Source organism: Streptomyces sp. LZ34 (genome assembly GCF_053890475.1).
The window spans coordinates 10,589,750-10,614,701 of sequence record NZ_CM132680.1 but is presented as its reverse complement, the minus strand read 5'-3'; the positions used below and the strand labels follow the sequence as shown (position 1 = coordinate 10,614,701).

Below are 24,952 nucleotides of genomic sequence, written 5' to 3'. Positions count from 1 at the left end.
GCGATTCGCCGCTCTCCGCGTACAGCGGGTGTCGATGTCCGCCGGACGCAAGGCCGTCAGGGCGTGTGAGTCCGTACCCCGCCGCTGACCGTGATGGCGCGGTGTACGGGACGGTGATCTTCCGGTTCGGCTGCGACCAGCACGAGCAACCGCGGAACAGCGCGTTGAAGACGGATACCGGTCAGATGCATGATCAATTCCCCCGATTGAGCTGCACTAATTCGCACGCAAGTACGTACGGAAGTGCGCGGACGCGCGCCCACCTGTCGATACACCGACGAGGCGAACTCCACGTTATTCAAACGGGCGTACGACCCCTCCATGCGTACAGAAGAAGACGTAGCCGCCTGCAACCCCGGCGCCCCCGGACAACTTCGCGCCATTTCACCCCACTAAAGGCTTCCAACGCAACCCGGGAACAACCCGGTTACTTGATTGAGATCGGGCCGCCGCAGCCTCAGACCGGCCGGGAACACCTCGTCTCCGCCTCATGTCCAGCCAGCCAGAAAAGAGGAACCAGCGATTTCGTTTCATCACGCCGGAACCGTGGGCTTCGCCTCTATGCGGCGGAATGGAAGATTCGTTTCAGCGCCACGCTCCGACTCAGCCACCATCGAACAATTATCCAGAAAATTCGAAAATCGCTCGGATGCATTGACCCGCAAAACACCCTTCACGTAATGTCCGTTCGATTATCCGGATGGGAAGCGGTCCATCCACCCAACCGCCACCGCTTGCACGAGACTTCACGAAAGCAAAAATCAACCGGGGGACAAGACGTGCGTAACTTGGTGTACCTTCTCGGCGGACAGGGGTCGCAGTACTACGGCATGGCCTCGTCCCTCTACCAGGAGAACACCGAGTTCCGTCGCAGCATGGACGGCCTGGACGCCGTGTGCACCAGCCGATACGGGCGGTCCGTCACCGGCTATCTCTACGACCGCGGACGCGACCTGACGGACCCCTTCGACGATCTCGCGATGTCGAGTGCGGCCATCTTCATGGTCGAGTACTCACTCAGCGAGCTGCTCCGCTCGGAGGACATCCGCCCGGACGTGGTCGTGGGCGCCAGTCTCGGGGAATTCACCGCCATGGCGATCGCGGGACTCGTACCGGTGGACGCCGCTCTGGGCTTCGTGATCGAGATGGCGCGCCAGCTGGAGGGATCCCTGCCGCCGGGCGGCATGCTCGCCGTGCTCGGCGATCCCAGGGTCTACGAGGAACTGCCCGCCCTGCACCAGCACACCGAGATCGCCTCTATCAACCACGACGGCCACTTCCTATTGAGCGGTGAGGCCCGCGGGCTGCGCCTCGCAGCCGGCACTCTCAAGGAACGCGGCATGACGGCCGTGACTCTGCCCGTGCGGTTCGCCTTCCACTCCTCCGCCCTGGACGGGCTGCGCGACCGGATCACCCGGCTGGCCGCACCCCTGGCGTTCGACGCGGCCCCCGGCACCTCCTCCTACCCGCTCCTCGTCTCATCCACCACCGCCGACGTCGTCACGGCCAGGCAGCCCGAGGACAGCTGGGGCGCCCTCCGGCGGCGCATAGCGTTCACCGACGCCCTCGCCTCCGTTCCGGCGGCGGGCGAGGCGTGGTACATCGACCTGACACCGTCGTCGACACTGTCCGCCATCATGAAGACCAGCCACCCCTCCTACCGCACCTACCCCGTCATCACGCCCTTCGGGACCGAGCAGTCCCGCCTCAAGGCTCTGCGGGCGGACCTGTCGTCATGAGCCGAGGCGTCGCCATCACCGGGTTGGGGGTGCAATGCGCCCTGGGCAGCGACCTCGAGGAGTTCACCGCGGCCCTGCACGACGGCGTCTCGGGGGTGACGTTCGAGCCGCCGGAGGAGGATCTGCCACCCGCGCTGGGCGTGGCGGCGCGCCCGCGGCGCGCACCCTCCGAGATCCTCGACACGCGTCTGACCGGAGCACAGCCGCAGCTGCGCGACCGGCTGCGGCCCCTCCTCGGCCGGGCAACCCGCTCGAAGCAGTATTCCCTGCTCGCGGCCGCCGAGGCCTGGTCGCAGGCAGGCCTTGCCCCCACGCGCGACGCCGCCCGCACCGGCATTGTCGTCGCCGGCGGCAACCAGGCGCACCGGCTGTACCAGGAGATGGGCGGCAAGTACCGGGCCGCGCCCTCCTTCGTGCGGCCGAGTTACGCCATCGACCTATGGGACAGCGACCTGCTGGGCACGGCGAGCGAGCTGTTCGGCGTCCTCGGCGAGGGCCTGACCACCGGCGGCGCCTCCGCCGCGGGCAACGTCGGCCTCCTCGCCGCGTTCCGCATGGTTCGCGACGGCTACGCGGACCTGTGCCTGGTCATCGCCCCGATGACCGAGCTGTCCCCGGTCGAACTGATGGCGTTGTTCAACCTCGGGGCGCTCGGGGCGAAGCGGTGCCAGGACCCCGCGCACGAGCGCAGCCGCCCCTTCGACACCGGCCACGACGGATTCATCTACGGCGAGGGGGCCGCAGCGCTGGTGCTGGAGTCCTCGCACCACGCGGTCGCGCGTCGCGCCCGGCCACTGGCCCACATGCTGGGCGGCGCGGTCCTCCTCCACGGCAGCCGGCTGACGTCCCCCTCCCGGGAGGACGAGATCCGCGTCATGCGGCGAGCTCTGGCCGACGCCGGGCTTAACGCTTCCCAGGTGAACTACGTGAGCGCCCATGCCACATCCACCCCGCTCGGCGACGAGGCCGAGGCCGAGGCCCTGCGCGAGGTGCTCGGGGAGCACGTGCCCGAAGTCTGGGTCAACGCCACCAAGTCCCTCACAGGCCACTGCCTGGGCGCGGCCGCGGCCATCGAGGCGGTGGCCTGTGTCCAGCAGCTGCGGCTCGGCTTCGTGCATGCCAACGCCAACCTGAAGGCCCCCATCCCCCAGGCGGACCCGCTGCGCCTGGCCCCCACCCACACGGTAGCGGCCCAGCCGCGCCACGCGCTGAGCAACGCCTTCGGCTTCGGCGGCATCAACACGTGCGTCGTCTTCGGGAAGGCGTAGTCGTCGCTCTCGGACATGTGCCGTTCATAAATGTCGCTGCAGCTCATAATGGCTCTGGTGGACCTCGTGGGCACGCTGGGATCATGCCCGGGTGACTGTCTCGCTGGTGTATCAGGTGACGCGGAGGCTGCTCTCCGTTCCGGCAGTGCTGTTACGCAAACAGGCAGATAAGGACGCCGAACTGCTGGTGCTTCGACACGAAAACGCTGTGCTGCGTCGGCAACTCGCGGGTGCGGTGCGTTATGAGCCAGCGGACCGGCTGTGGTTTGCCGCGCTGTCCTCGCTCACACCCCGATCGCGCTAAAGGCTGTCCCGTAACTGCTGATCACGGGTGAGATGATCTTGTCGTGTCTGGTGTGACCACGGCGTCGGAGCCGTCCTGGATAGCCCCGTTCGCTGGGCTGAGGCCATGCCAGTTCGGCAAGCTGATCACCGCTCTGCGGTGTGAGGGTGCGGATCCGGTGCGCAAGCGCCGGCCGTGGAGCCTGCCGCTGGAGGACCGTGTGCTCCTGGTTGCCGCCTACTGGCGGATGAACCTGACACTGCGACAACTGGCCCCGCTGTTCGGGGGGTCCAAGTCCGCCGCCGACCGCATCATCGACCACCTCGGGCCGTTGCTCGCGCTCCAGCAACGCAAGCGGTTCCGTAAGGACACCGTGCTGATCGTGGACGGCACCCTGGTCCTCACCCGCGACCACCAAGTGGCCGAGCAGTCCAAGGACTACCGCTACTCCACCAATCACCAGGTCGTCATCGACGCCGACACCCGGCCCGTCGTCGCCGTCGGCCGGCCACTGCCCGGCAACCGCAACGACTGCAAGGCGTGGGAACTTTCCGGCGCCAAGGCTGCAGTCGGCCAGACCACGGTCATCGCCGACGGCGGCTACCAGGGCACCGGCCTGGTCATCCCTCACCGCCGCGAACGCGGCCAGGCCGAACTCCCGGCCTGGAAAGAGGAACACAACGGCTCCCATCGCAAGGTCCGAGCCCGCGTCGAGCACGCCTTCGCCCGCATGAAGACCTGGAAGATTCTCCGCGACTGCCGCCTCAAGGACGACGGCGTCCACCACACCATGCTCGGCATCGCCCGCCTGCACAACCTCGTCCTTGCCGGGTGACGCAGAAACCAGCAGGTCATCCAGCATGTGAAAGATCATTTACGGGACAGCCTTTAGGCGCGGGTGTTTCCGATGGCTCCGGGGACCTTACTCGCCTGGCACCGCAGGCTCGTCGCACGCCGATGGGACTACAGCGGTGAGCTCCGCGGTGTCGCTGCGTCCTGTTCCCGCTCGTGAGATCCCTGAGACGACCGTTCGGGTGGCTCGGGCGGCGTTTCCCAAGGGCTGTCTGGCGATGCGGGTCCGTGACGAGCTGGGTGTGCTGTTTCAGGACCCTGACTTCGCGGCAGCATTCCCAACCCGGGGCGGGCCGGGTCTTGCTCTGGGGACGCTGGCTGTGGTGTCGGTCATGCAGTTCGCTGAGCGGCTGACGGACCGGCAGGCTGCTGATGCCGTCCGCTCCAGGATCGACTGCGCCGCGCCCACCTGGGACTTCAGCTCGGTGCACGTCCACGGCGTAATAAAGGTGATCGCCGATCCCGAGGAACTGCGGCAGCTCGTACGGGCCACCGTGCGCGTCTTCGAACGGGAGGTCGGAACCGGCTGGGACATGAATGGCTCGCTGGAGTACTTCGACCGGTTGCTGCCCGGGATCGGCGGATCTCAGATGGAGATCCGTGGCGTCGACAGCATGTTCAAGCTCAGCCAGGAGCAGCCGCCCCAGACGGTGGCCAAGGTGGTCGCCGCCTTCCGCGCCTGCCCGCGGGAACAAGAACTCGCTGATCTCGTCGAGCGCGCCGCTGACGGCACGGCCTGAACCCCGTCGGCCGCCTACCGGGCGCGGGTGTTCAACTGTTCGTTCCGAGCAGTTGAACACCCCCTGAGCCAGGTCAGGCCGAGCGTCGTTCCAACTCTTCCGCGAACGAGATCCAGTTCCGGGCGCAAGCCCGGGCGAAGGCGGCCACCGCGACCGTCGCGTGCGGCGGTACTTGTTTCGCGAATCCGTGCCACTCGGCGATGCCCGTGGCATGCGAGCCCAGCCACCGCAGCAGCTCACGGCGAGCCTCGTTGAATCGCAGCGACGGATCCCGGCGAAGTCGTTCGACGATCTGGAGCGGCTGGGCGACGTCCCGGCCGTCCCACCCGGGGAGTCGGCGGCTCGCCACGACCTTCCCCGTCACGGCCGCCGTGGTCCCACGGCCGCCCGTCGCCTTCGCCAGCTCCTTCGCGGGTGCGGCACCCTGGCCACGCTTCATCCGCTCCCGGACGTCGCGCACGGTGGCCGGTGCCAGCCCGACCGCCGTGGCGATCTCCCGCAACGAGGCACCCGGCTGCTCGGTGAGCAGCGTACCGGCCAGCTCACGAGCAGCGGCCGTGCTGAGCGGGCGTACCCGCCCGTCCCGGCCGACCCGGCTGCCGAGTTGCTCTCCCGCGGATTCCCGCTCGCGGATCGCGCCCACCGTGGACGCGGCGAGAGCGGTGATGCCCGCGATCACCCTGTTCGACCAGGCCGGGTACGAGCGGACGATTCGAGCGGCTGCCGCCGTGCGGTCCGCGAGTGTCAGTGGCAGGCCGTGTGCGCTGTTGGCCTTGACCGCGGCGACGAAGACCGATTCCCGGTCGCCCTCCACATAACAGACCTCAATGGCCTGTTGGTCGCGGAGACGGGCAGCGATGAGGCGGTGGGCGCCGTCCACGACCGTCATCGATGGCCAATGGACCAGAATCGGCGGCAGCGGCTCATCCATCTGGGCCAGAGTCTCGACGTGCTGCCGGTCGGGCTCGACCAACCTCGGTGACTCACCGAGTCGTAGGGCTTCGATCGGCACGGAATTGGGCCGGGCTTCGGTGGTGGAGGCAGGCACGGCCTCCATCTCGTCGCCCGGTTCCCGAACCTGGCTTCCATCGAGTAAATCTGCCACGAGACGGCCTCCCCGTTTGGCCCGCCCACCCCGCTGCGCGCGGCTCGCGACAAGTCCGCCGCATGCCCCCGCCGACGGGATGTCGGCCCGCTGCTCCTGCTGTACTGGATAACACGTGATCTGGAAAATCGTGCACCGCTTCCGGACCCAACCGTCGGTGCTGCTTGGTCGCTGGGTGTCCCACCGTGTCGAGGCCACCTTGCGGAAACCTTGGGAAAGTCTGGAATCGAGCTGGAACCAGCTGGTTCAGCGACAGGTAGAACCACTGGTCAAATGATCAACCGTATGGGGACGGGGACGGCGGTACGGTTCGGGGTGCTGGGCCCCATCGCGGTGTGGCGGAACGAGGCGTCGGTGTCCACCGGACACGCGCGACAACGACACGTGCTGGCGGCGTTGCTCGTCGACGCCGGTAAAGCGGTGCCGACGGATGTGCCGGTGAACCGAGTGTGGGGCGAGGCCGCCCCGCGGCAGGGCCCGGACGCGTTGTGCGGCCGCGCCACTCCGCCCAGCGCCCGAACCGATCACCGCCCCGACCAGTTCGCCCATCCCCATGTCCATCGACATGATCGCCTCGGCGGCCTCCTGCACGAGTACCGACATGCCGCGTGACCAACACGGACGTAGTTCTTGGCGCCCACCGGGCTGCGGGGAACTGGGATACCAAGGCTGCGTGCCTTTCGCCTCTGGTTCTCCCGCCGCGCGTGGAACAGGACCCAGACGGCGAGGAGGGCGCCGAGCAGTGCCTCGACGGCGAGGACGGAGCGGTGGATGGCTGCGAATACCGGAGGCGCCCATTGCGGGCATTCTCCTGTTTCGCGCCGAACCCCTACGAGAATATACAAGTGGGTAGGTTGTTAGCCGATCGGTCTGCAGGGGGGATCCGTGACGCAGGGGTGGAAGGTCGTTGTCATCGTGCTGGCGGTAGGAGGGATTGCCTCCACGCCGTTGATCTGGCTGCTCGACAGTCCCGATTCGGGTCAGATGGCCGGGGCGTCGATCCAGGCTGCTGCCGGCATCGCCGCGCTGGTATGGGCACTGTTCCAGCAGCCGGTCAGCCGTGCTGATGACGTAGCCCGGCGCACGGGCGTACCACGCGCGCGCAGCGGGAGCAGGGCAGTCACCGGCGTGCGGCGTCCTCAGGGGCGCGGTAGTGGGTCGGCGAAGGCAGAAGACACCGGCAACGCTTTCGCTCGCGACGGCAGCGAGTCCGTCAGCGGGATCGACTACAGCTGACCGGGACGGCCGAGACACGGACAGCAGTGGGGTGGGGAGGACCATCTTGGCGTGGGCAGGCAAGCGGCGGCACGCCCCCGGGGAGGCGGACTTGGGCATCACAGTGAGCAGCACCGCGCCCGCGCATGCCAGATGGGGCGCCGTCGCCAATACCGGCTACATCGGCACACTGAATGTGCGGCAGCAGCGACCGCCTCAGGAGCCGGCTCCCTGGCCGCACCAGGTCGGCGTCATCCCCAAGAAGGCAGCCCCCTTTCAGTATCGTGCCGAGACGGATCCGCTGTGGGCGGAGCGCGGCGGGACCGCGGTCCGCACGCAGTTCCTGGTCGGTATGGGCGGGGTGGGCAAGACGCAGCTCGCCGCCGACTACGCCGGGCGGGCGAGCGAGTCCGGTGAGCTGGATGTTCTGGTATGGATCACGGCGAGCAGCCGGCAGGCCATCGTGGCCGGCTACAGGCAGGCCGGTGTCGAGCTGTGCTGGGGTGATCCTAACGATGCGGAAAGCGCCGCCCGGTCCTTTCTGGCCTGGCTCAGTCCGAAAGCCGGAGCGCATCCGTGCCGTTGGCTCATCATTCTGGACGATGTTGCGGACCCCGACGACTTACGCGATCTGTGGCCGCCCTCAAGCCCTCACGGCCGCACCCTGGTGACCACCCGGCTCCGGGACGCCGCCCTCCGTGCGGACGGCGGTCGCACCATCGAGGTCGGCCTGTTCGCCGGGGGCGAAGCCCTCACCTACCTCACCGACGCGCTGAACGGCCGCGACACCACCGTCGCCGAGTTGGAGGCCCTGGCAGCCGACCTCGGGTATCTGCCCCTTGCCCTGGCCCAGGCCACCACCTACATCATCAACAGCGGATACGACGTAGCCACCTACCGCCGTCTGCTGGCCGACCGCGCCACCACGCTCGCTGACATCGCCCCCGATTCCCTGCCCGACGGCCAGTCCATCCCCTTGGCCGCCGCCTGGTCGCTGTCGATCGACCGCGCCGACACCCTGGATCCTTCGGGCCTGGCCCGTCCCATGCTCGCCCTGACCACCATGCTGGACTCCAACGGTATCCCTCAGGACGTCCTCACCAGCGAGCCTGCCCTGAGCTACCTCGGCGGTCGACGAGCGTCCTCCAGGACTTCCGGTGGCGCGCCCGCAGACAAGAACCGATGGCGATGGTCCCGACGGCGCAGGCGAAAGCAGCCTGTGCCCGTCGCTGCGGGCGAGGCCATGAAAGCGTTGCGGGCACTGCACCGGCTGAGCCTGGTGAACCAGCACACCAGTGGCGGCGATGTTCACGTCCACCAGCTCCTGCAGCGTGCTGTTCGTGACCGCGTCCCCACTGGTGAGCGTGCTCGGCTTGCCCGCACCGCTGCGGATGCCCTGCTTGCGGCCTGGCCAGAGGTCCAAGGCGACCAGCAGGAAACGTCGCGGTTGCGGGCCTCTGCGCTGGCTCTGGAAAGCAGCGATGCCACCAGTGCTCTGTGGAGCCCGGAAGGACATGAGGTGCTCTTTCGGTACGGACTCAGTCTCGGCGCAGCTGGACAGTTCACGGCTGCCGGAGACTACTTTGCCCGCCTCGAGCAGGCCGCGGTCAAGCGCCTGGGCTCCGGCCATCTGCAGGCTCTTGCTGCTCGTGCGAACCGTGCCCGGTGGCAGGGCCGTGCCGGGGACGTGGCCGGCGCCGAGCAGGCCTTCGGCGACCTTCTACCCGCCGCGGTGCGGGCTCTGGGCTCCGACGATCCGGTCACTCTCAACATCCGGGCGGGACTGGCCTTCTGGCGGGGGCAGGCCGGAGATGTGGACGGCGCGGCCCGAATCCTGCAGGACCTCCTGCCGGACATGGTCCGCGTCTTCGGGCGCTGTGACGCCAGCACTCTTGTGGTTCGCCACGAGATCGCACGCCGGCGAGGCCAGGCTGGAGACGCTGCCGGAGCGGTAGAGGAGTTCAAGGACCTGCTGGCAGACATGGTCTGCCTGATGGACTCGGACGATCCTCACTTCCTGAACACTCGGCACAACTTGGGCGTGTGGCAGGGCCGGGCCGGGAACCCGGCCGAAGCGGCCAGCGAGCTTGAAAAGCTGCTGCCCAGACAAGTCCGCGCCTTGGGGGCGGACCATCCCGACACCCTCACCACCCGGCATGAGCTGGCCTGGGCCCGAGGCGAGCTCGGGGAAGCGGCAACGGCCGCCACCGAGCTCAAGCTCCTTCTGCCCGATCGCGAACGGGTGCTTGGACTTGAGCATCCCGACACCCTCACCACGCGCTACGCCGTATCCCATTGGGAGGGCGAAGCCGGGGACGCAGTCGGCGCCGCGGCCGCCTTGGCCGACCTCATTCCCCTGATGGTGAGCGCACTGGGAGCTGATCACCCTGAGACATTCACCGTGCGCCGCGCTCGCGGCCGGTGGCTGGGTCAGGCCGGGGATACAGCCGACGCAATCAGTATCCTGCACACTCTCATGGCCGACCAGGCAGCCTCTCGCGGGCTGGAACACCCTGACACCCTCGCCACCCGCACCGACCTTGCCCACTGGCGTGGAGAGGCCGGAGACCCAGCCAGCGCGGCCCGCAGCTTCGCAAAGCTGCTACCCGTGTATGAGCGGGTACACGGCCCCGATCACGACGAGACACTCGCCGTCCGCACGAACCTTGCCCACTGGCAGCAAGAATACGGAGACGCGACCGGCGCCATCACAGCCTTGAAGGATCTCTTACCGCACCAGGTCCGTATTCTGGGCGAAGACCACGCCGACACCCTCAGTACCCGCGTCAACCTCGCTTATTGGCACGGTCAGGCCGGTGACACGGCTGGCGCGGCCCGGGCCTACGAACAGCTACTTCCCGACCTGATTCGCGTTTTTGGGGCTGCGCACCCCGACACCCTCGCCACCCGCCACAACATCGCTTGCTGGCAGGGGGCGTCAGGCAATCCAGCCCGCGCAGCCGCCGCCCTCACCGACCTCCTGTCCGACGAAGTCCGCGTACTCGGTGAAGACCACACCATCGCCCGCACGACCCGTCAGCACCTCGCTCACTACCGGCAGCAAAGCGAGTAACTCCCACATGACGGTGTTTCAACCGACCGTGAACCTGCGAGGTTCCAAAACCCAGTGGGGCCGGAAATACCTCGAAGGACCGGCGAGGTGGCCGACGACACGGCAGGGCACACCGAGTTGCTGCTGCGCCGGTTCTGGGAGCCGCCGCGCGAGCTGAAGGTCGCCACCCGGCGAGGCGGACACGGCGGCGGGGACGTACGCATGCTCGCCGGCCTCTTCGGGAAGCATGCCCCAGACCCGCTGGGCCGGGCCGCGGACGCGGCCGATGGAGCCCGGTCCCTGGTCACGGGGCTGGCCGCGAACCAGTCCTTCGAGACGAGCCGCCGGTACGGGTCCGGGATGTACTCGCGGTGTGACGGCCGTGCGTGACCCCATCGCAAGAGCAACTGCCGAAACATTCCCGGCTCGAACACGCAGCACGATCGAAATAAACGGTGCATAACCTTCCGGAGCAGGTTCAGGGTGACGCTGGCACGAAGGCCTTGGCGTTGGAGAGGTGCTGATCGAGCAGTTGGGTCGCCTCCTCGACCTTGGCCTTCCTGATCAGCTCCGCGATCTTCCGGTGCACTTGCAGCATCTCCGGGAGGTCGTCGCTCGAACGGTCCACGGACGAAATAGCCAGCTGCAACTCCGCGAGGAGCGACCTGGCGACCTCTGTGAGGCGTGGACTGCCGAGGAGTCCGACGATGGCCACATGGAACTGCATATGGGTCCGGGAGATCTCGACCGCCCCCCCTTCCCTGACGGCCGCCTCGTACTCCTCAAGCCTGCCGCTCAGGGTCGCCAGGTCCCTGCGGCTGGCATTCACCACCGCACGCACTCCGGACAGCTCCAGGATGCGCCTGGCTCGGAAGATGTCCTCCACCTCGGCCTCGCTGAGCTGTCGGACCAGGACCCCCTTGTTGGGCTCCCGGACGGCCAGCCCCTCACCGATCAGGAGCTGCAGCGCCTCCCGCACGGTGCTCCGTGACACGTTGAGGCTCTCCACGAGCCCGCCTTCACGCAAGGCCGTGCCAGGCTTCAAGCGCCCGTCGAACATCTGCTCCCGGAGAGCCTCCGCCACCTGCTCGACAATGCTGGAGCGGTCGAGGTTGATCGATTCCATGCACTCAATCTAGCGCAGGATTGTCCGAATGTCGGACGATCTATTGACGCCCAGGGGCGCACTTCAACAACATTGTCCGACGATCTGACATAGGTCTGTTGTCGGGCGTGCGAACGAAAAGGTGTTCTGTGACCAGTACGACGACCAAGCTGTGGGGCGGTCGCTTCCGTGAGGCGTCCGATCCGGCTCTCACCAAGCTCTCCCGCTCGGAGCCCGGCTACTTCGACATGGCTCCCTACGACCTCGCCGGCTCCCGGGCGCACGCACGCGAACTGCAGCGTGCGGGGATTGTGGACGAGACCGAGCTCACCGCGGTCCTCGCCGCCATCGATCAGCTCGACGCGGACTGCCGCGAAGGCGCGGTCGCTCCCTCGCCGGACGACGAGGACGTGCACACGTTCCTCGAAAGGGTGCTCACGGAACGCCTCGGGCCGCTGGGCGGCAAGCTGAGGGCCGGCCGCTCCCGCAACGACCAGGCGGCCAACGACCTGCGCCTGTACCTGCGAGACAAGTCGCGCACGGTCGTCCAGGCCACCGTCGACCTCATCGAGGCACTGCTCGGGCAGGCGGCCGAGCACACGCACACTCCCGCGCCGGGCTTCACCCACCTGCAGCCTGCCCAGCCTATCGTCTTCGGCCACCAACTCCTCGCCCACGCACACGCACTGGACCGGGACGCGGAACGTATACGGGACTGGGACCGGCGCGCGGCACAGTCGCCCCTCGGCGCGGCCGCACTGGCCGGATCCGCCGTGGCGCGGCATCCGGAGCTCGCCGCCACGGAGCTGGGCTACGACCGTGTGTGCCGCAACTCGCTCGACGCGGTGGCCGCCCGGGACCATGTCGCCGAGTTCGCGTTCGCCGCCTCGATGCTCGCCGTCGACGTCTCGCGGCTCGCGGAGGAGGTCTGTCTGTGGGCCTCGCGGCAGTTCCGCTGGGTGGGGCTGGACGACCGCTTCGCCACGGGGTCGTCGATCATGCCGCAGAAGAAGAACCCGGACATCGCCGAACTGGCTCGTGGCAAGGCCGGTCGGCTGCTGGGCAACCTGACGGGTCTGCTGGGTGCGTTGAAGGGCCTGCCGCTCGCCTACAACCGTGATCTCGCCGAGGACAAGCGCGCGGCCATGGACAGCGTCGACACGCTGCTGACCGTGCTGCCCGCCATGTCGGGCCTGATCCGCACGCTCACGGTGAACACCCCCGAGATGCGTGCCCAGGCCACCGCGGGCTTCACCCTGGCCACCGAGATGGCCGACTGGCTCGCGCTGCGCGGCGTGCCCTTCCAGGACGCCCATGAAATCACCGGAGCCGTGGTACGGCACTGCGAGGACCTGGGCATCGACCTCCCCGACGTCGGTGACGAGGAGCTCGCGGCCGTCGACCCCCGGCTCACCCCCGAGGTGCGCTCGGTCCTGAACGTCGAGGCAGCCCTGGCCGCACGTTCGAGCCGCGGCGGAACCTCCCCCGAGCGGGTCGTCGAGCAGATCGACGAGTTCGCCGAGCGGATCCGCGCGCACCGCGACTGGGCCGCCGTGTACGACGGTCCGCGCGCCTGACCTCCTCCCCTCCCCTCGATACTCCCCCCGACCCCGTCCCCGGTCCAGCCTCCGGACCGCGCCGTGAGGAGCCCCGTATGCCCGGCACATCCGCCACCAAGGCCGCCAGCAGCACCGATCCGCCCCTCGTAGCCGAGGAGCTGCTCACCGAGTCCCGCAAGCATCCCGGGCGCTGGGCCGGCGCCGTCGCCGTTCTCCTGGTCGCCGCCTTCCTGATCGACTCGTTTGCCGGGGCGCAGATCGACTGGGGCGTCGTACGCCATTATCTCGGCGCCGGATTCCTCATCCAGGGCCTGGGGATGACCCTCCTGCTCACCCTGGTCGCCATGCTGCTGGGCGTCGTCCTCGGGGTGCTCATCGCGGTCATGCGGCTGTCGAAGAACCCGATCACCAGCGGCGTCGCCTGGTTCTACGTGTGGGTGTTCCGTGGCACGCCGGTGTATCTCCAGTTGCTGTTGTGGTTCAACCTGGCCCTGGTCTTTCCGATGGTGTCGATACCCGGCATCTACAGCGCCCGGACCGTCGAGGTCATGACACCGTTCGTGGCCGCCGCCCTGGGCCTGGGCATCAACCAGGGCGCGTACACCTCCGAGGTCGTCCGGGCCGGCATCCTCTCCGTGGACGAGGGGCAGGTGGAGGCCGCGTACGCCATCGGGATGGGCCGTCTCAGGACCATGTACCGGGTCGTTCTGCCGCAGGCCATGCGGGTCATCGTGCCGCCGATCGGCAACGAGACCATCGGCATGCTCAAGACCACGTCGCTGGCCTCCGCGGTGGGCGTGACGGAGATCCTCCTGGAGGCCCAGCACGCCTACTACGTCAACAACCGGATCATGGAGCTGCTGATCGTCTGCGCCGTCTGGTATCTGGCCGCGGTCTCGGTCCTGAGCGTGGCCCAGTTCTACGTCGAACGGCACTTCGCCAAGGGCTCCTCGCGCCCGCTGCCCCCGACTCCCCTGCGGCGGCTGCGCGCCGCCGCCGGACGAAAGCCTGTGCTGCGATGACCACTTCGACGACCGCTTCAACGACCACTTCGACGACCGCCACCCCTCTCGTGCGCGCCGAAGCAGTCCACAAGTACTTCGGCGACCACCATGTGCTGCGGGGCATCGACCTCGACGTCGCACGCGGTGAGGTGCTGTGCCTGCTCGGCCCCTCGGGCTCGGGCAAGAGCACCTTCCTGCGCTGCATCAACCATCTGGAGACGATCCACTCCGGCCGGATCTGGCTGGGCGACGAGACCATCGGTTATCGCCAGCAGGGTGCCAGGCTCGTCGAACGGCCCGAGCGAGAGATCGTCCGCCAGCGCCGCGCCATGGGCATGGTCTTCCAGCGGTTCAACCTCTTCCCGCACCGCACCGCCCTGCAGAACGTCATCGAGGGTCCGGTGCAGGTCAGGCGCGAGAACCCGAAATCCGCCAAGGAACGGGGCGCCCGGCTCCTGGAGCGCGTCGGCCTCGGCGACAAGCTCGACGCCTACCCCCGCCAGCTCTCCGGCGGACAGCAGCAGCGCGTCGCCATCGCCCGCGCCCTGGCGATGGAACCCCAGCTGATGCTCTTCGACGAGCCGACCTCCGCGCTCGACCCCGAACTCGTCGGAGAGGTCCTCACCGTGATGAAGGACCTGGCCGACAGCGGGCTCACCATGATCGTCGTCACCCACGAGATCGGCTTCGCCCGCGAAGTCGCCGACCGCGTCGCCTTCATGGACGGCGGCCGGATCCTGGAGATCGGCAGCCCCGCCGAAGTGCTCGACTCCCCGCGGCACGCGCGCACCAGGACGTTCCTGTCACGGGTCCTGTAGTCCCCTCCCGCACCCCCTGGCCAACGCCGGTCAGCGTCGCCCATGCGTCACCCGCACCGCCCTCATCTCCACTCGTCCCCCTTAGGAGTGCCGCCATGTCCCGATTCGCCCGCGCCCTCAAGCCCCTGCCCCTGCTCGCGGTGGGCACCGTCCTGCTCGCCTCCGCCTGCGGCACCGGCGATGCCGCCAGTGACAAGGCCTCGAAGAACGGACTGCCCGCCGCCGTGGCCCAGTCCGGCACACTGCGGGTGGGCATGTCCCCGGACTTCCCGCCGATGGAGTACATCGACGAGAAGACCAAGAAGGTCGTCGGCGTCGACGTGAAGCTCGTGAACGCACTCGCCAAGCAGCTCGGCGTGAAGGTTGAGATCGTCCAGCAGTCCTTCGACCAGCTGCTCAACTCCGTGCAGACCGGCCGGGTCGACATTGTCATGTCGGGTCTGTCCGACACCGTCGAGCGTCAGAAGACCGTCGACTTCATCGACTACTTCGGCTCCCAGGGCCGCTTCTACACCCTCCAGAGCAACGCGGCCAAGTACACCGAGCCCTCCGACGCCTGCGGCAAGACACTGGCGGTCAGCAAGAAGACGGACTACTACCAGCAGGCAGAGGACTTCGACAAGAAGAACTGTTCCGGCGCGGGCAAGGACGCGATCGAACTGCTGCCGACCGACTCGGGCTCCGCGGCCCGTCTCCAGCTGGAACAGGGACGTGCCGACCTCGCGATCCAGGGCGCCGAGAACCTGGCGTACTTCGAGAAGCAGGACCCCAGCAAGTACGAGTCGGTCCTGTCACCCCTGAAGTCGACGCCTTTCGGAATCGTCATGAAGAAGGGCGACTCCAACATGTCCGGCGCCGTCCTCAAGGCCATGAACACCCTGGCGAAGAACGGTACTTACGAGCGGATCCTCACCGCGAACGGCATGAAGTACGCCGTCATCACCCCGGCCCTGAACGGGAGCAAGGGCTGACCGGACGACGCGAGGTTCCGCCACACGGGACCCCGCTGCGCCGCAGCCTCTCCGACCGTTCCCTCTTCCCCCAGGACCACGTGTGACCACAACCGGCTCCGACGCCGCCGAGGGCTTCTGGCCCGCCGGCCACCAGAGCGCGGTCGCGCTCGCCTTCGACCTCGACGGGCCCACGGGCGACGCGATGCTCAACGGCTCCATCTGGCGCAAGCCCAGCTACTTCGCACTGGGCGCCTACGGGCCGTACCGGGCGCTGCCCCGGATTCTGGACCTGCTCGACGAGGCCGGCGTCCCGGCGACGTTCTTCACCCCGGCATGGGTCGTCGAGACCTGGCCCGAGGCCTGCCGCGCGGTGGTGGAACGCGGCCACGAGATGGCCCACCACGGCTATCAGCACGAGCGCTACTGGGACCTGGAGCCCGAGCAGCAGGCCGAGGTGATCTCCCGCAGCCAGCAGATCTTCCGCGAGGTGCTCGGTGTCCCCGCTGTCGGCTTCCGTACGCCCTCCGGCGACTGGCATCCCGAAACGCCCCGGCTGCTGGTGGAGGCGGGGTTCGCCTACTCCAGCTCGATGCGCGGCGACGACCGCCCCTACCTGCACGAGATCGACGGCAGGGCCACCTCGCTGGTGGAGATCCCGGCCCGCTGGGACCTGGACGACTACGCCTCCCTCGCCTACACCCGCAACCCGGACTATCCGGCCGGTCAGGACCGCATCGCCAGCTACGAGTTGACGCTCGACAACTGGATGCGCGAGTTCGACGGCCACCACGCCGAGGGGCTGTGCATGACCACCCTGTTCCATCCGAAGGTCTCCGGGAAGCCCGGCCGTCTGCTGCTGCTCGAACGTCTCCTCGGGCACATGCGCTCCAGCGGCGACGTCTGGTTCGCCACCTGTGGCGAGGTGGCCGAGTGGTGGTCGCGCCCGGCCGTGTCCACCGCTCTGCAGGGGGCCGGCCGCGATGTCTGAACCGATGTCCCCAGCAGTCCGCTGGCCCGGCGGCGCCCGCTGCGCGGTCGTGGTCAGCGTCGACTTCGACGCCGAACTGCCCCTGCTCGCCTCGTCCCCGGACATCGCCCGGCGGGCCAAGACGCTCTCGGTGGGACGTTACGGCGCCACGCGCGGCGTCGACCGGCTGCTGCGGACCTTCGGCGAACTGGGCGTACGCACCACCTGGTTCGTGCCCGGACGCCAGGCCGAGAACCATCCCGGCCTGGCCCGGGAGATCGCGCGAGCCGGTCATGAGATCGCCAACCACGGCCACGCGCACGAGAACTTCGACCTGCTCGACCTGGCGGGCCAGCGCGCGGTCGTCGAGCGCGGCAGCGACGCCCTCGCCGAGGTCGTCGGGCACCGCCCCAAAGGATTCCGCATCCCCGAAGGCGAATGGGCCCCCGGACTGCCCGACGCGCTCGCGCAGATGGGCTTCACCTGGTCCTCCTCCCTGCGAGGGGACGACCTTCCCCATCTCCACCCGGCCGGAGCCGGAGCCTCGCGGCGGCTGGTCGAGATCCCGGTCCACCACGAGCTGGAGGACCACCCCTACTTCTTCTTCAACCTCGACCCGGCCTTCCCCGCCGGACAGTCGCGGATCGCCTCCTACCGCGAGGTACTGGGCAACTGGACCACCGAGTTCGCCGCCTACCGCCGCTTCGGCCTCTGCTACGTCCTGCGGCTACAACCCGAAGTCACCGGTACCCCCGGACGGATCGCCCTGGTCCGTGAGCTGCTCACGCACATCCGCGGCCATGACGACGTATGGGTCGCCACGGCGGGCGAGGTCGCCGACTGGTGGTCGGCCACCCACGAGGGCAACGAACCCGACCACCCCTCCGAAGTGTTCGCACGCCTCACGCAAGGAACTTCATGACGGTCACGGCAGCAGCCAAGGACCCGCTCCGCGCGAGCGACGCTCTCGCCGCGCTGGCCCGCTTCACCGCCACCACCCGGTTCGACGACCTGCCCGCAGCCGTCGTCAGCAAGGCCAGGCATCACCTCCTGGACACACTCGGGGCCGCCCTGGCCGGGGCGGACAGCACCGAGACCACCGCGCTGCTCCGCATGCTCACCGCCACCGAGCCCGGCGCCGACGCCTGTGTGTGGGGCACCGGGATCGCGTTGTCCCCGCGTGGCGCGGCGCTGGTCAACGGCGTGTCCGCGCACGCCCTCGAACTGGACGACGCGGGCGGCTGCGACCACTCGGGCGCCGTCGTCGTGCCCGCCGCACTCGCGGCCCTCGCCGCCACACCCGCTCCGGTGTCCGGAGCGGACCTGCTCACCGCGGTCGTCGTGGGCTACGACGTGGCCCGCAGGGTGCTGGAAGCCTGCGGCGGCTACTGGCCGCACAACGAGGCAGGCTGGCACTCCACCGGTACCTGCGGACCGTTCGGCGCCGCCGCGGCCGCTTCCGTCGTCCTCGGTCTCGGGGTGGAACAGACGGCGCACGCGCTCGCCCTGGCCGGCAGCTTCAGCGGCGGCATCTGGGCGTTCGTGCACGACGGCGCCATGAGCAAACGGCTGCATGCGGGACGGGCGGCCGAGGCCGGAGTCACCTCGGCCCTGCTCGCGGCGCACGGCGTCACCGGGCCCGCTCAGGTCTTCGGCGATGTCTGGGGCGGCTTCCTGCGCACGCTGGCGCCCACCAGTGCCGACCCCGCCGCGCTCACCGCCGGCCTGGGCCGGGAATGGCGGATCTCCCGCTGCTCGCTGAAGCCCTACGCCTCCTGCCGCTCCACCCACTCCTCGATCGACGCCGTGGGCGAGATCCTCGACACCCACCGCCTCAGCGCCGACGACGTGGCCGGTATCCACGTGCGGCTCGATCCCGCCATCCACGGAATGTGCGGCGGCACCGACGTCGCGACGTTGCCCGCAGCGCAACTGAGCCTGCCGTACGCGGTCGCGGCGCGCATCGCACTCGGCGGCGCGGGCCTCGGCGCCTACGACGCGGAGAACCGGCGCTCCCCACGCGTGAGTTCCGTTCTGGAACGGATCGTGCTGGAGGTCGATCCGTCGATGGGCCGCGACACGGAACCCGTCGTCACCCTCACCACCCGGGCCGGGACGGTGCACCAGAAGCAGGTGACCGACCCCCTCGGCTCCGCGACCAATCCCCTCGACGGCCACGCCGTCACCGCCAAGTTCCACGAGCTCGCCTCCCGCGCCCTGCCCTCCGCGCGGACCGAGGCGGTGGCCGACGCCGTCGGCCGCCTCGAAACCCTGGGCGACGCCCGCACACTGGTGGCCCTCCTCAGTCACCCGCGACCTCGAGAAGACCGGATATGACCTCGCACAGCCCCGACCGGACACCCGCGGGCGCGCTGCCGCGGGTCGTACTTCTCGACTCGTTCGGCGATCTCAAGGACGTGGCCGAGGAACTGGACGGCCTGCCGGTGGAAGTGAGCCGGGCCGAGCGTGTGCCCAGCGGCCCCGGCATCGTCGCCCTGCTGCCGGGCCCGAAGACCGCTCTGACCGCACAGCAGGTGGCAGCCCTGCCCGACCTGCGGATCGTCGCGGTCACCGCGACCGGCTACGACCACATTCCCCTCGATGCGGTCACGGCCGCCGGAGCCTGGGTGACCACCAGCCCGGGCTACTGCACGGACGAGGTCGCCGAGCACACCGTGGCCTTCGTCCTCGGTCAACTGCGCCAGGTGACCGCGCTGGACCGCTCGGTGCGGCAGGGGCACTGGGACGTGCTGAGGGCCCGGCCACGCACCGCCGCCGGGAGCGTGCTCGGGCTCGTCGGGTTCGGCAGGATCGGACAGGCGGTAGCGGAACGTGCCGCGGCCCTGGGCATGCGGGTCACGGCATACGATCCGACGGCACCCGCCGCCGCATTCGACAGGCAGGCCGTGACGCGCCACGACGATCTCGCAGAACTACTCGCCACCGCGGACACGGTCAGCCTGCACCTGCCGCTGACGCCCGCCACCGAAGGGATCATCGGTGCCGAGTCGTTGGCCGCGATGAAGCCCGGTGCGTACCTGGTCAACGTCTCACGCGGCGGTCTCGTCGACCACAAGGCCCTCGCTGCCGCGCTCGCGAGCGGGCGACTGGCCGGTGCGGCACTCGACGTACTCCCGACGGAGCCGCCGCCCGCCGACGAGCCGCTGCTGGCTCACGACAACGTGATCATCAACCCCCACGCCGCGTGGTACTCGCCCCAGGCACGCACCCGCCCCTTTCGTATGGCCGCAGCCTACGTGGCCGACGTACTCGAAGGCCGCGAGCCGACGGGCGCCGTTGCCCGGCCACTCACGAACACGGCCTCCCCTCCCACCGCGAAGCTCACTGCTTCGACCGTCTCTTCCCACGCAGTCAAGGATGCTCAGTGACCGACACCATCGCCGAAGAGGAACTGCTCCTCCGCCGTGAACTCGCCGCGGTCTACCGGCTCGTCGCGCACTTCCGAATGACCGACCTCATCTTCACGCACATCTCGCTGCGCCTGCGCGGCCCCGACCACCACTTCCTGATCAACCCCTACGGCCTGCTCTTCGAGGAGATCACCGCCTCGAACCTGGTCAAGATCGACCTCGACGGCAACGCCGTGGACCCGACGCCTCATCGCGTCAACCCTGCGGGGTTCGTCATCCACAGTGCCGTCCACAAAGCCCGGCCCGACGCCCAGTGCGTGCTGCACACCCACTCCCGCTCAGGCTGCGCCGTCGCCGCGCAGTCCGAGGGCCTGCTGCCGCTCAACCAGATCTCCATGGAGTTCTACAGCCGCGTCGCTTACCACAACTACGAGGGGGTGGCGCTCAATCTCGACGAGCAGAAACGCCTCGTCCACGACCTCGGCACCCACCCCGTGATGATCCTGCGCAACCACGGCCTGCTCACCGTCGGCAGCAGCGCTGCGCAGGCGTTCCTGCGCATGTACTACCTCGACAAGGCCTGCCAGATCCAGGTCGAGGCCCAGGCGGGCGGCAGCGCCGTCGTCCTGCCCGATCCGACGGTATGCGACTACACGGCACGCCAGCTCAACGGAGAGACGGGCGAGTCGGACTACCAGGACGACGATGCCTACGATCTGGCCTGGGCCGCCCTTCTTCGCCTTTTGGAGCGCGTGGCTCCCGACTACCGGGACTGAAGAACACGGATCGATCGGCCCGGACGGCCTCCGCACCGCCCTGCCCGATCCTGTTGCCCATTTGCTGTTTGTGCTGGTCGGGGTGTTGATTGTTGCGGCAGGCTGGTCTGGTGGCCGGTCCCTTCTCGTTCCCGGTCACGGAGTGGGAGGGGCCCGGTGTCGATGGAGCCGCGGTCGTGGCCGGAGCCGGCGCCGGAGGTGGCGCGGGCGGTGCGGGCGGTGCGGGCGAAGTACTCCGGCCGTCAGGTGCCGCTACCGGTCGCGGTACGTGATCGGCTCGGTGAGTTGTTCGCGGATGCCGAGTTCGCGGAAGCGTTCGCGGTAACGGGGCCGCGTGGCTGGTCACCGGGCCGCTTGGCTTTGGTCATGGTGCTGCAGATGGCCGAGAACCTGACCGACCGGCAGGCTGCCGAGGCGGTCCGGGACAAACTCTCGTGGCCCTACGCGCTCGGACTGGGCCTGGAGGATCCCGGCTTCGACTTCAGTGTCCTCTCCCAGTTCCGCACCCGGGTTGCCGCCCATGGCCTGGAAGAGAAGGTACTGGACTTGGTGGTGGCCAGGCTGGTTGAACAAGGCCTGCTGGCCGCAGGAGGCAAGCAGCGCACGGACTCCACCCACGTGATCGCGGCGGTACGGGCCCTGAACCGGCTGGAACTGGCCGGGGAAGCGGTTCGCGCCGCACTTGAAACGCTGACCTGCGCGGATCCGGACTGGGTCGCACAGAGCGTGGACGTGGCCTCATGGAGCAGGCGGTACGGACCACGGGTGGACAGCTGGCGCCTGCCCACCTCCCGGACCAGGCAGCAGAAACTGGCCGTGGACTTCGCCCGGGACGGCTTCGCCCTGCTGGGCGCGGTCTACCACTCCAGCTCTCCGGACTGGCTACGCGAACTGCCCGCGGTGCAGGTCCTGCGGTGTGTACTGCTGCAGAACTACACCCGCACCACCACCCGAGGCAGCCGCCAGGTCGTCAAGCGGCGGGAAAAGACTGACGAGGGCGGTGACGGCCGCCCGCCCGGCCACCTACGTGTGTCCTCGCCGCAAACACCGACGCCCGCTGGTCCGCCAAACGCGACATGTTCTGGAACGGCTACAAACTCCACATCAGCGAAACCTGCACCTCCGCCCCCGAAACGGCACGCACACACCCGAACCTGATCACGAACATCGCCACCACCCACTCCACAGTGCCGGACAGCAAGACTCTCCCCGCAGTCCACCACGCGCTCCAGCAACGCGGGCTGCTGCCCGATGAGCACTATCTCGACTCCGGATACGCCACCGCCGAACTCATCCACGGCTCGGCCAAAACCTACGGAATCGCACTGATCACGCCGGTCCTGCTGGACACCTCCCGCCAGGCCAAAGCCCAGGCAGGCTTCGCCGCCACCGACTTCACCATCGACTGGGAAGCCAAGAAGGCCACCTGCCCCGCCGGACATACCAGCGCCACCTGGAACCCCGTCGTAAGCGAAGGTATCCCCAAGACCGTGGTCAGCTTCGCCGCCCTCGACTGCATCCCCTGCCCCTTCAAACCCCAGTGCACCACCGCGAAGAAGAACCGCCGCCAACTCTCCCTCCACCCCAGACAGATGACCGAGGCACTCCGGCGCACCCGAACCCGGCAGAAGACCAAGGACTGGAACACCGACTACGCCTTACGCGCCGGCATCGAGGGCACCATCCGGCAGGCCACCGCAGTCACCGGCACACGCCGCACACGCTACCGAGGCCTGGCCAAGACCCATCTCGAACACATCTACTCCGCCGTCGCACTCAACCTGATCCGCCTGAATGCCTGGTGGAACGACCGCCCCCTGGACCGCACCCGCACCAGCCACCTCACCCGACTCGAGCACACCCTCACCGCATAACCACAATGGGCAACAGGATCTTGCGCTTGCCGGAAACCTCATCCGCCCAGGTCATGCGGCATGTCGGTATTCGTGGAGGATGCCGCCGAGGCGCTCGCGTCTTCGTATGTCGAGGCTGGCGATCTGGTCCGGATCGGTGATCGGCGCGGGTAACGGGTGCAGAGGACGGGCGTTGGCGATGCCCTGGTGGGGCCGATGAGCGTTGTAAAACCGCTCGAACTCCCGCAGCACATGGAGCAGGTGCCGATGGTTCCAGATCAAGGTCCGGTCCAGCAGTTCGCACCGGCAGGTCTGCACCCACCGCTCCATGACCGAGTTCATTCTCGGCATCCTGACACCGCTGAGGACGACCTCGATCCCCACATCGGCAAGGACGGCATCGAACAGGGCGGGGAACTTCCCGTCCCGGTCCCGGATCAGGAACCGCACCCGGCAGCCCGCGTCCCCAAGGTCCATGACCAGGTTCTTGGCGGCCTGCGTCACCCATGAGGAGGTCGGGTGCGCGGTCGCCCCCAGGATCCGGATGCGCCGGCTGGCGTGCTCGATCACCGCCAACACGTACAGCCGGGCCCCGGACAAGGTGACTGTTTCCAGGAAGTCGCAGGCCAGCAGGGCATCGGCCTGGGAACGCAAGAAGTCGGCCCAGGTACTGCAGGCCCGCTCGGGTGCCGGGTCGATCCCAGCTTCCTTCAAGATCTTCCAGACGGTGGACGCAGCGACCTTCACGCCCAGGACGAGAAGTTCACCGTGCACCCTCCGGTAGCCCCAACCGGGATTCTCCTTCGCCAGACGCAGCACCAGGGACCGGACGGACTGGACAGTGCGGGGGCTTCCGGGAGGCTTGGTCCGGGAGGCAGCCGCGTGGCGGCGTGCGACCACGCTGCGGTGCCAGCGAAGTACCGTGTCCGGGCGCACCAGCAGCCGTATGCTGCCGAGCACGTCCCGTGGCAACCGGTGCAGCAGCGCCCCCAGGAACACCCGGTCGATTGGAGTGAACCGCACCCTCTCCTTGCCAAGTTGCCGCTCCAGCACCATCAGCTGGTGGCGCAGGGCAAGGATCTCCGCGTCCTTGTCGCGGTCGCTCATCGGCAGCAGGCGAAGCATGGCAAACGCGTGGGTCACAGCCAGGTAGCCCAGTCGCAGTAACACGGTCGACCATCATCCCCCGACGATCGACAGCCGCGCGAGGGCACGAGGGCGAGCGCCTTCCAACGAAACTCCCTACACCCTCGCACACCACCTCCCACCAGGGCGGACGGGTTTTTCGGCAGGCGCAGGGTCGGTAGCCACAGCGCCGTTACCGGCCGCTGTCTTGGTGAATTGTCCAGTGTCAGGCGACTGTTACTCCGCCTTCGGTGGAGTCGGTGGAGCGGCTGAGTTTCTCCCAGGCGTCGAAGTCGTCCTGGACGCGTTGGCGCCCGGCGGTGACCAGGCGTAGCGCGTCCGAGCCGAGCAGGATATGCACGGGAGGCTTCTCCGCGTCTAGGAGGGTGAGGATGGCGTCGCCCGCGCGATCGGGGTCACCGATGCCCTGACCCGCGAGGGCCTGGCGGCGGGTCCGGATCGGGTCGAACAGTGCGTCGTAGTCGGCGATGCTGCGTGGTGCGCGGACCAGTGACCTACCTGCCCAGTCGGTTTTGAACGCGCCGGGAGCTACGGCGGTGACCCGCACGCCGAACTGGGTGACCTCTTGGGCGAGGGTGTCGGTGATGCCTTCCAGGGCGTGTTTGCTGCCTTCGTAGAACGCCAGTCCAGGGAAGGTGGTGTGCCCGCCCATCGAGGTGATGACGAAGATGTGGCCGCCGCGCCGTTCCCGCATGCCGGGTAGGACCGCTTTCACGGTCGCTACCGTGCCGAATACGTTGACCTCGAACTGGCGGCGCAGATCGGCCATCGATGACTCTTCGAAGGTGCCTTCGAGCCCGTAGCCGGCGTTGGCCACGAGCACTTCGATCGGGCCCAGTTCCGCTTCGGCGGCCCGCACCGTGGGGTCGATCCGGTCCGCGTCGGACAGGTCGAGGATGAAGGCGCGGGCGCGGTCGGGGTCCAGTGCCTGGAAGGCGGCCGCGTGCTGCTCGGTGCGCACGGTGCCCGCGACCCGGTGCCCGGCCGCCAGGGCTCGTCGGGCGATGGCCAGTCCGAGGCCGGTGCTGACGCCGGTGATCAGGAATGTCTTGCTCACTACGGGTGTCCTTTCGTGGATGAGTGTCAGGCCGCGGGGCGTGCGTGGGCACGGCGGCATCGACCCCACGGGTATGGCGGGGTCGTGTC

Annotated in this window: 22 protein-coding genes and 2 pseudogenes; 20 read left to right on the top strand and 4 right to left on the bottom strand. The window is 68.6% G+C overall.

Annotated elements, in window-relative coordinates; all coding sequences use genetic code 11:
- Positions 1-779: 779 nt before the first annotated feature.
- From ACWY4P_RS45680 to ACWY4P_RS45655, 6 genes and pseudogenes are all read left to right on the top strand, one after another.
- Positions 780-1,739, top strand: a complete 960-nt coding sequence (locus ACWY4P_RS45680) for an acyltransferase domain-containing protein (RefSeq protein ID WP_456206732.1) — start codon at positions 780-782, stop codon at positions 1,737-1,739.
- Positions 1,736-3,007: a beta-ketoacyl synthase N-terminal-like domain-containing protein gene (locus tag ACWY4P_RS45675; protein ID WP_456206731.1), complete on the top strand. Its 1,272-nt coding sequence runs from the start codon at positions 1,736-1,738 to the stop codon at positions 3,005-3,007. The genes ACWY4P_RS45680 and ACWY4P_RS45675 overlap by 4 nt, the downstream gene beginning before the upstream one ends.
- A 91-nt stretch (positions 3,008-3,098) precedes the next feature.
- The gene (locus tag ACWY4P_RS45670) at positions 3,099-3,311 is read left to right on the top strand and encodes a hypothetical protein (protein WP_456206730.1); all 213 of its coding nucleotides are present in this window, start codon (positions 3,099-3,101) and stop codon (positions 3,309-3,311) included.
- 43 nt (positions 3,312-3,354) lie between these two features.
- Positions 3,355-4,125, top strand: coding sequence for a transposase (locus tag ACWY4P_RS45665; protein ID WP_456206729.1), 771 nt, complete (start codon positions 3,355-3,357; stop codon positions 4,123-4,125).
- A gap of 148 nt (positions 4,126-4,273) precedes the next feature.
- Positions 4,274-4,537, top strand: a pseudogene (locus tag ACWY4P_RS45660) (IS1182 family transposase); the annotation flags it as partial.
- Positions 4,538-4,567: 30 nt separating this feature from the next.
- The gene (locus ACWY4P_RS45655; RefSeq protein WP_456213276.1) at positions 4,568-4,882 is read left to right on the top strand and encodes an FMN-binding negative transcriptional regulator; all 315 of its coding nucleotides are present in this window, start codon (positions 4,568-4,570) and stop codon (positions 4,880-4,882) included.
- Positions 4,883-4,955: 73 nt separating this feature from the next.
- Here ACWY4P_RS45655 and ACWY4P_RS45650 read toward each other — a convergent pair whose 3' ends face one another.
- Positions 4,956-5,987 (bottom strand): hypothetical protein, encoded by a 1,032-nt coding sequence (locus ACWY4P_RS45650; RefSeq protein WP_456206728.1) that lies wholly within the window; start codon positions 5,985-5,987, stop codon positions 4,956-4,958.
- A gap of 285 nt (positions 5,988-6,272) precedes the next feature.
- On the opposite strand from ACWY4P_RS45650, the gene ACWY4P_RS45645 reads away from it, so the two are divergent.
- The 4 genes from ACWY4P_RS45645 to ACWY4P_RS45630 all read left to right on the top strand — a co-directional run bounded on the left by ACWY4P_RS45645 (position 6,273) and on the right by ACWY4P_RS45630 (position 10,644).
- Entirely contained in the window at positions 6,273-6,599 is a 327-nt protein-coding gene (locus ACWY4P_RS45645) for an AfsR/SARP family transcriptional regulator (RefSeq protein ID WP_456206727.1), read from the top strand.
- 273 nt (positions 6,600-6,872) lie between these two features.
- Positions 6,873-7,223: a hypothetical protein gene (locus tag ACWY4P_RS45640; protein ID WP_456206726.1), complete on the top strand. Its 351-nt coding sequence runs from the start codon at positions 6,873-6,875 to the stop codon at positions 7,221-7,223.
- A gap of 91 nt (positions 7,224-7,314) precedes the next feature.
- Complete coding sequence (locus ACWY4P_RS45635) at positions 7,315-10,275, top strand: tetratricopeptide repeat protein (RefSeq protein WP_456206725.1); 2,961 nt, start codon at positions 7,315-7,317, stop codon at positions 10,273-10,275.
- A gap of 87 nt (positions 10,276-10,362) precedes the next feature.
- Entirely contained in the window at positions 10,363-10,644 is a 282-nt protein-coding gene (locus ACWY4P_RS45630; protein ID WP_456206724.1) for a hypothetical protein, read from the top strand.
- 88 nt (positions 10,645-10,732) lie between these two features.
- Here the strand turns inward: ACWY4P_RS45630 and ACWY4P_RS45625 are convergent, their stop codons facing one another.
- Positions 10,733-11,380 (bottom strand): GntR family transcriptional regulator, encoded by a 648-nt coding sequence (locus ACWY4P_RS45625; protein ID WP_456206723.1) that lies wholly within the window; start codon positions 11,378-11,380, stop codon positions 10,733-10,735.
- A 128-nt stretch (positions 11,381-11,508) separates the two neighbouring features.
- Between ACWY4P_RS45625 and argH the strand changes: the two genes are divergently transcribed.
- The 10 genes and pseudogenes from argH to ACWY4P_RS45575 all read left to right on the top strand — a co-directional run bounded on the left by argH (position 11,509) and on the right by ACWY4P_RS45575 (position 22,681).
- Positions 11,509-12,936 (top strand): argininosuccinate lyase, encoded by a 1,428-nt coding sequence (argH, locus tag ACWY4P_RS45620; RefSeq protein ID WP_456206722.1) that lies wholly within the window; start codon positions 11,509-11,511, stop codon positions 12,934-12,936.
- Between the two features lie 77 nt (positions 12,937-13,013).
- A complete protein-coding gene (locus ACWY4P_RS45615; protein ID WP_456206721.1) occupies positions 13,014-13,940 on the top strand; it encodes an amino acid ABC transporter permease in 927 nt (308 codons plus the stop codon).
- A complete protein-coding gene (locus tag ACWY4P_RS45610) occupies positions 13,937-14,740 on the top strand; it encodes an amino acid ABC transporter ATP-binding protein (RefSeq protein ID WP_456206720.1) in 804 nt (267 codons plus the stop codon). Before ACWY4P_RS45615 ends, ACWY4P_RS45610 begins: the two co-directional genes overlap by 4 nt.
- Before the next feature lie 95 nt (positions 14,741-14,835).
- Positions 14,836-15,711, top strand: a complete 876-nt coding sequence (locus ACWY4P_RS45605) for an ABC transporter substrate-binding protein (protein ID WP_456206719.1) — start codon at positions 14,836-14,838, stop codon at positions 15,709-15,711.
- Positions 15,712-15,793: 82 nt separating this feature from the next.
- Positions 15,794-16,681 carry a polysaccharide deacetylase family protein gene (locus ACWY4P_RS45600; RefSeq protein ID WP_456206718.1) on the top strand — a complete coding sequence of 296 codons (888 nt, stop codon included), beginning with the start codon at positions 15,794-15,796 and terminating at the stop codon, positions 16,679-16,681.
- Entirely contained in the window at positions 16,674-17,582 is a 909-nt protein-coding gene (locus ACWY4P_RS45595; RefSeq protein ID WP_456206717.1) for a polysaccharide deacetylase family protein, read from the top strand. Before ACWY4P_RS45600 ends, ACWY4P_RS45595 begins: the two co-directional genes overlap by 8 nt.
- The gene (locus ACWY4P_RS45590) at positions 17,579-18,997 is read left to right on the top strand and encodes an MmgE/PrpD family protein (protein WP_456206716.1); all 1,419 of its coding nucleotides are present in this window, start codon (positions 17,579-17,581) and stop codon (positions 18,995-18,997) included. Before ACWY4P_RS45595 ends, ACWY4P_RS45590 begins: the two co-directional genes overlap by 4 nt.
- A complete protein-coding gene (locus ACWY4P_RS45585; RefSeq protein WP_456206715.1) occupies positions 18,994-20,049 on the top strand; it encodes a C-terminal binding protein in 1,056 nt (351 codons plus the stop codon). The genes ACWY4P_RS45590 and ACWY4P_RS45585 overlap by 4 nt, the downstream gene beginning before the upstream one ends.
- Positions 20,046-20,807, top strand: a complete 762-nt coding sequence (locus ACWY4P_RS45580) for a class II aldolase/adducin family protein (RefSeq protein WP_456206714.1) — start codon at positions 20,046-20,048, stop codon at positions 20,805-20,807. Before ACWY4P_RS45585 ends, ACWY4P_RS45580 begins: the two co-directional genes overlap by 4 nt.
- 162 nt (positions 20,808-20,969) lie before the next feature.
- Positions 20,970-22,681 (top strand): annotated as a pseudogene (locus ACWY4P_RS45575) (IS1182 family transposase).
- Between the two features lie 51 nt (positions 22,682-22,732).
- On the opposite strand, the gene ACWY4P_RS45570 reads toward ACWY4P_RS45575, so the two are convergent.
- Both ACWY4P_RS45570 and ACWY4P_RS45565 read right to left on the bottom strand, forming a co-directional pair.
- The gene (locus ACWY4P_RS45570) at positions 22,733-23,830 is read right to left on the bottom strand and encodes an integrase core domain-containing protein (protein ID WP_456206713.1); all 1,098 of its coding nucleotides are present in this window, start codon (positions 23,828-23,830) and stop codon (positions 22,733-22,735) included.
- A 181-nt stretch (positions 23,831-24,011) separates the two neighbouring features.
- A complete protein-coding gene (locus ACWY4P_RS45565) occupies positions 24,012-24,863 on the bottom strand; it encodes an oxidoreductase (protein ID WP_456206712.1) in 852 nt (283 codons plus the stop codon).
- Between the last annotated feature and the right edge of the window lie 89 nt (positions 24,864-24,952).

Coding starts and splice junctions, on each gene's coding strand:
- ACWY4P_RS45675 (WP_456206731.1), top strand. CDS start 1,736: ATGAGCCGAGGCGTCGCCATCACCGGGTTGGGGGTGCAATGCGCCCTG.
- ACWY4P_RS45645 (WP_456206727.1), top strand. CDS start 6,273: ATGGGGACGGGGACGGCGGTACGGTTCGGGGTGCTGGGCCCCATCGCG.
- ACWY4P_RS45625 (WP_456206723.1), bottom strand. CDS start 11,380: ATGGAATCGATCAACCTCGACCGCTCCAGCATTGTCGAGCAGGTGGCG.
- ACWY4P_RS45615 (WP_456206721.1), top strand. CDS start 13,014: ATGCCCGGCACATCCGCCACCAAGGCCGCCAGCAGCACCGATCCGCCC.
- ACWY4P_RS45610 (WP_456206720.1), top strand. CDS start 13,937: ATGACCACTTCGACGACCGCTTCAACGACCACTTCGACGACCGCCACC.
- ACWY4P_RS45605 (WP_456206719.1), top strand. CDS start 14,836: ATGTCCCGATTCGCCCGCGCCCTCAAGCCCCTGCCCCTGCTCGCGGTG.
- ACWY4P_RS45595 (WP_456206717.1), top strand. CDS start 16,674: ATGTCTGAACCGATGTCCCCAGCAGTCCGCTGGCCCGGCGGCGCCCGC.
- ACWY4P_RS45590 (WP_456206716.1), top strand. CDS start 17,579: ATGACGGTCACGGCAGCAGCCAAGGACCCGCTCCGCGCGAGCGACGCT.
- ACWY4P_RS45585 (WP_456206715.1), top strand. CDS start 18,994: ATGACCTCGCACAGCCCCGACCGGACACCCGCGGGCGCGCTGCCGCGG.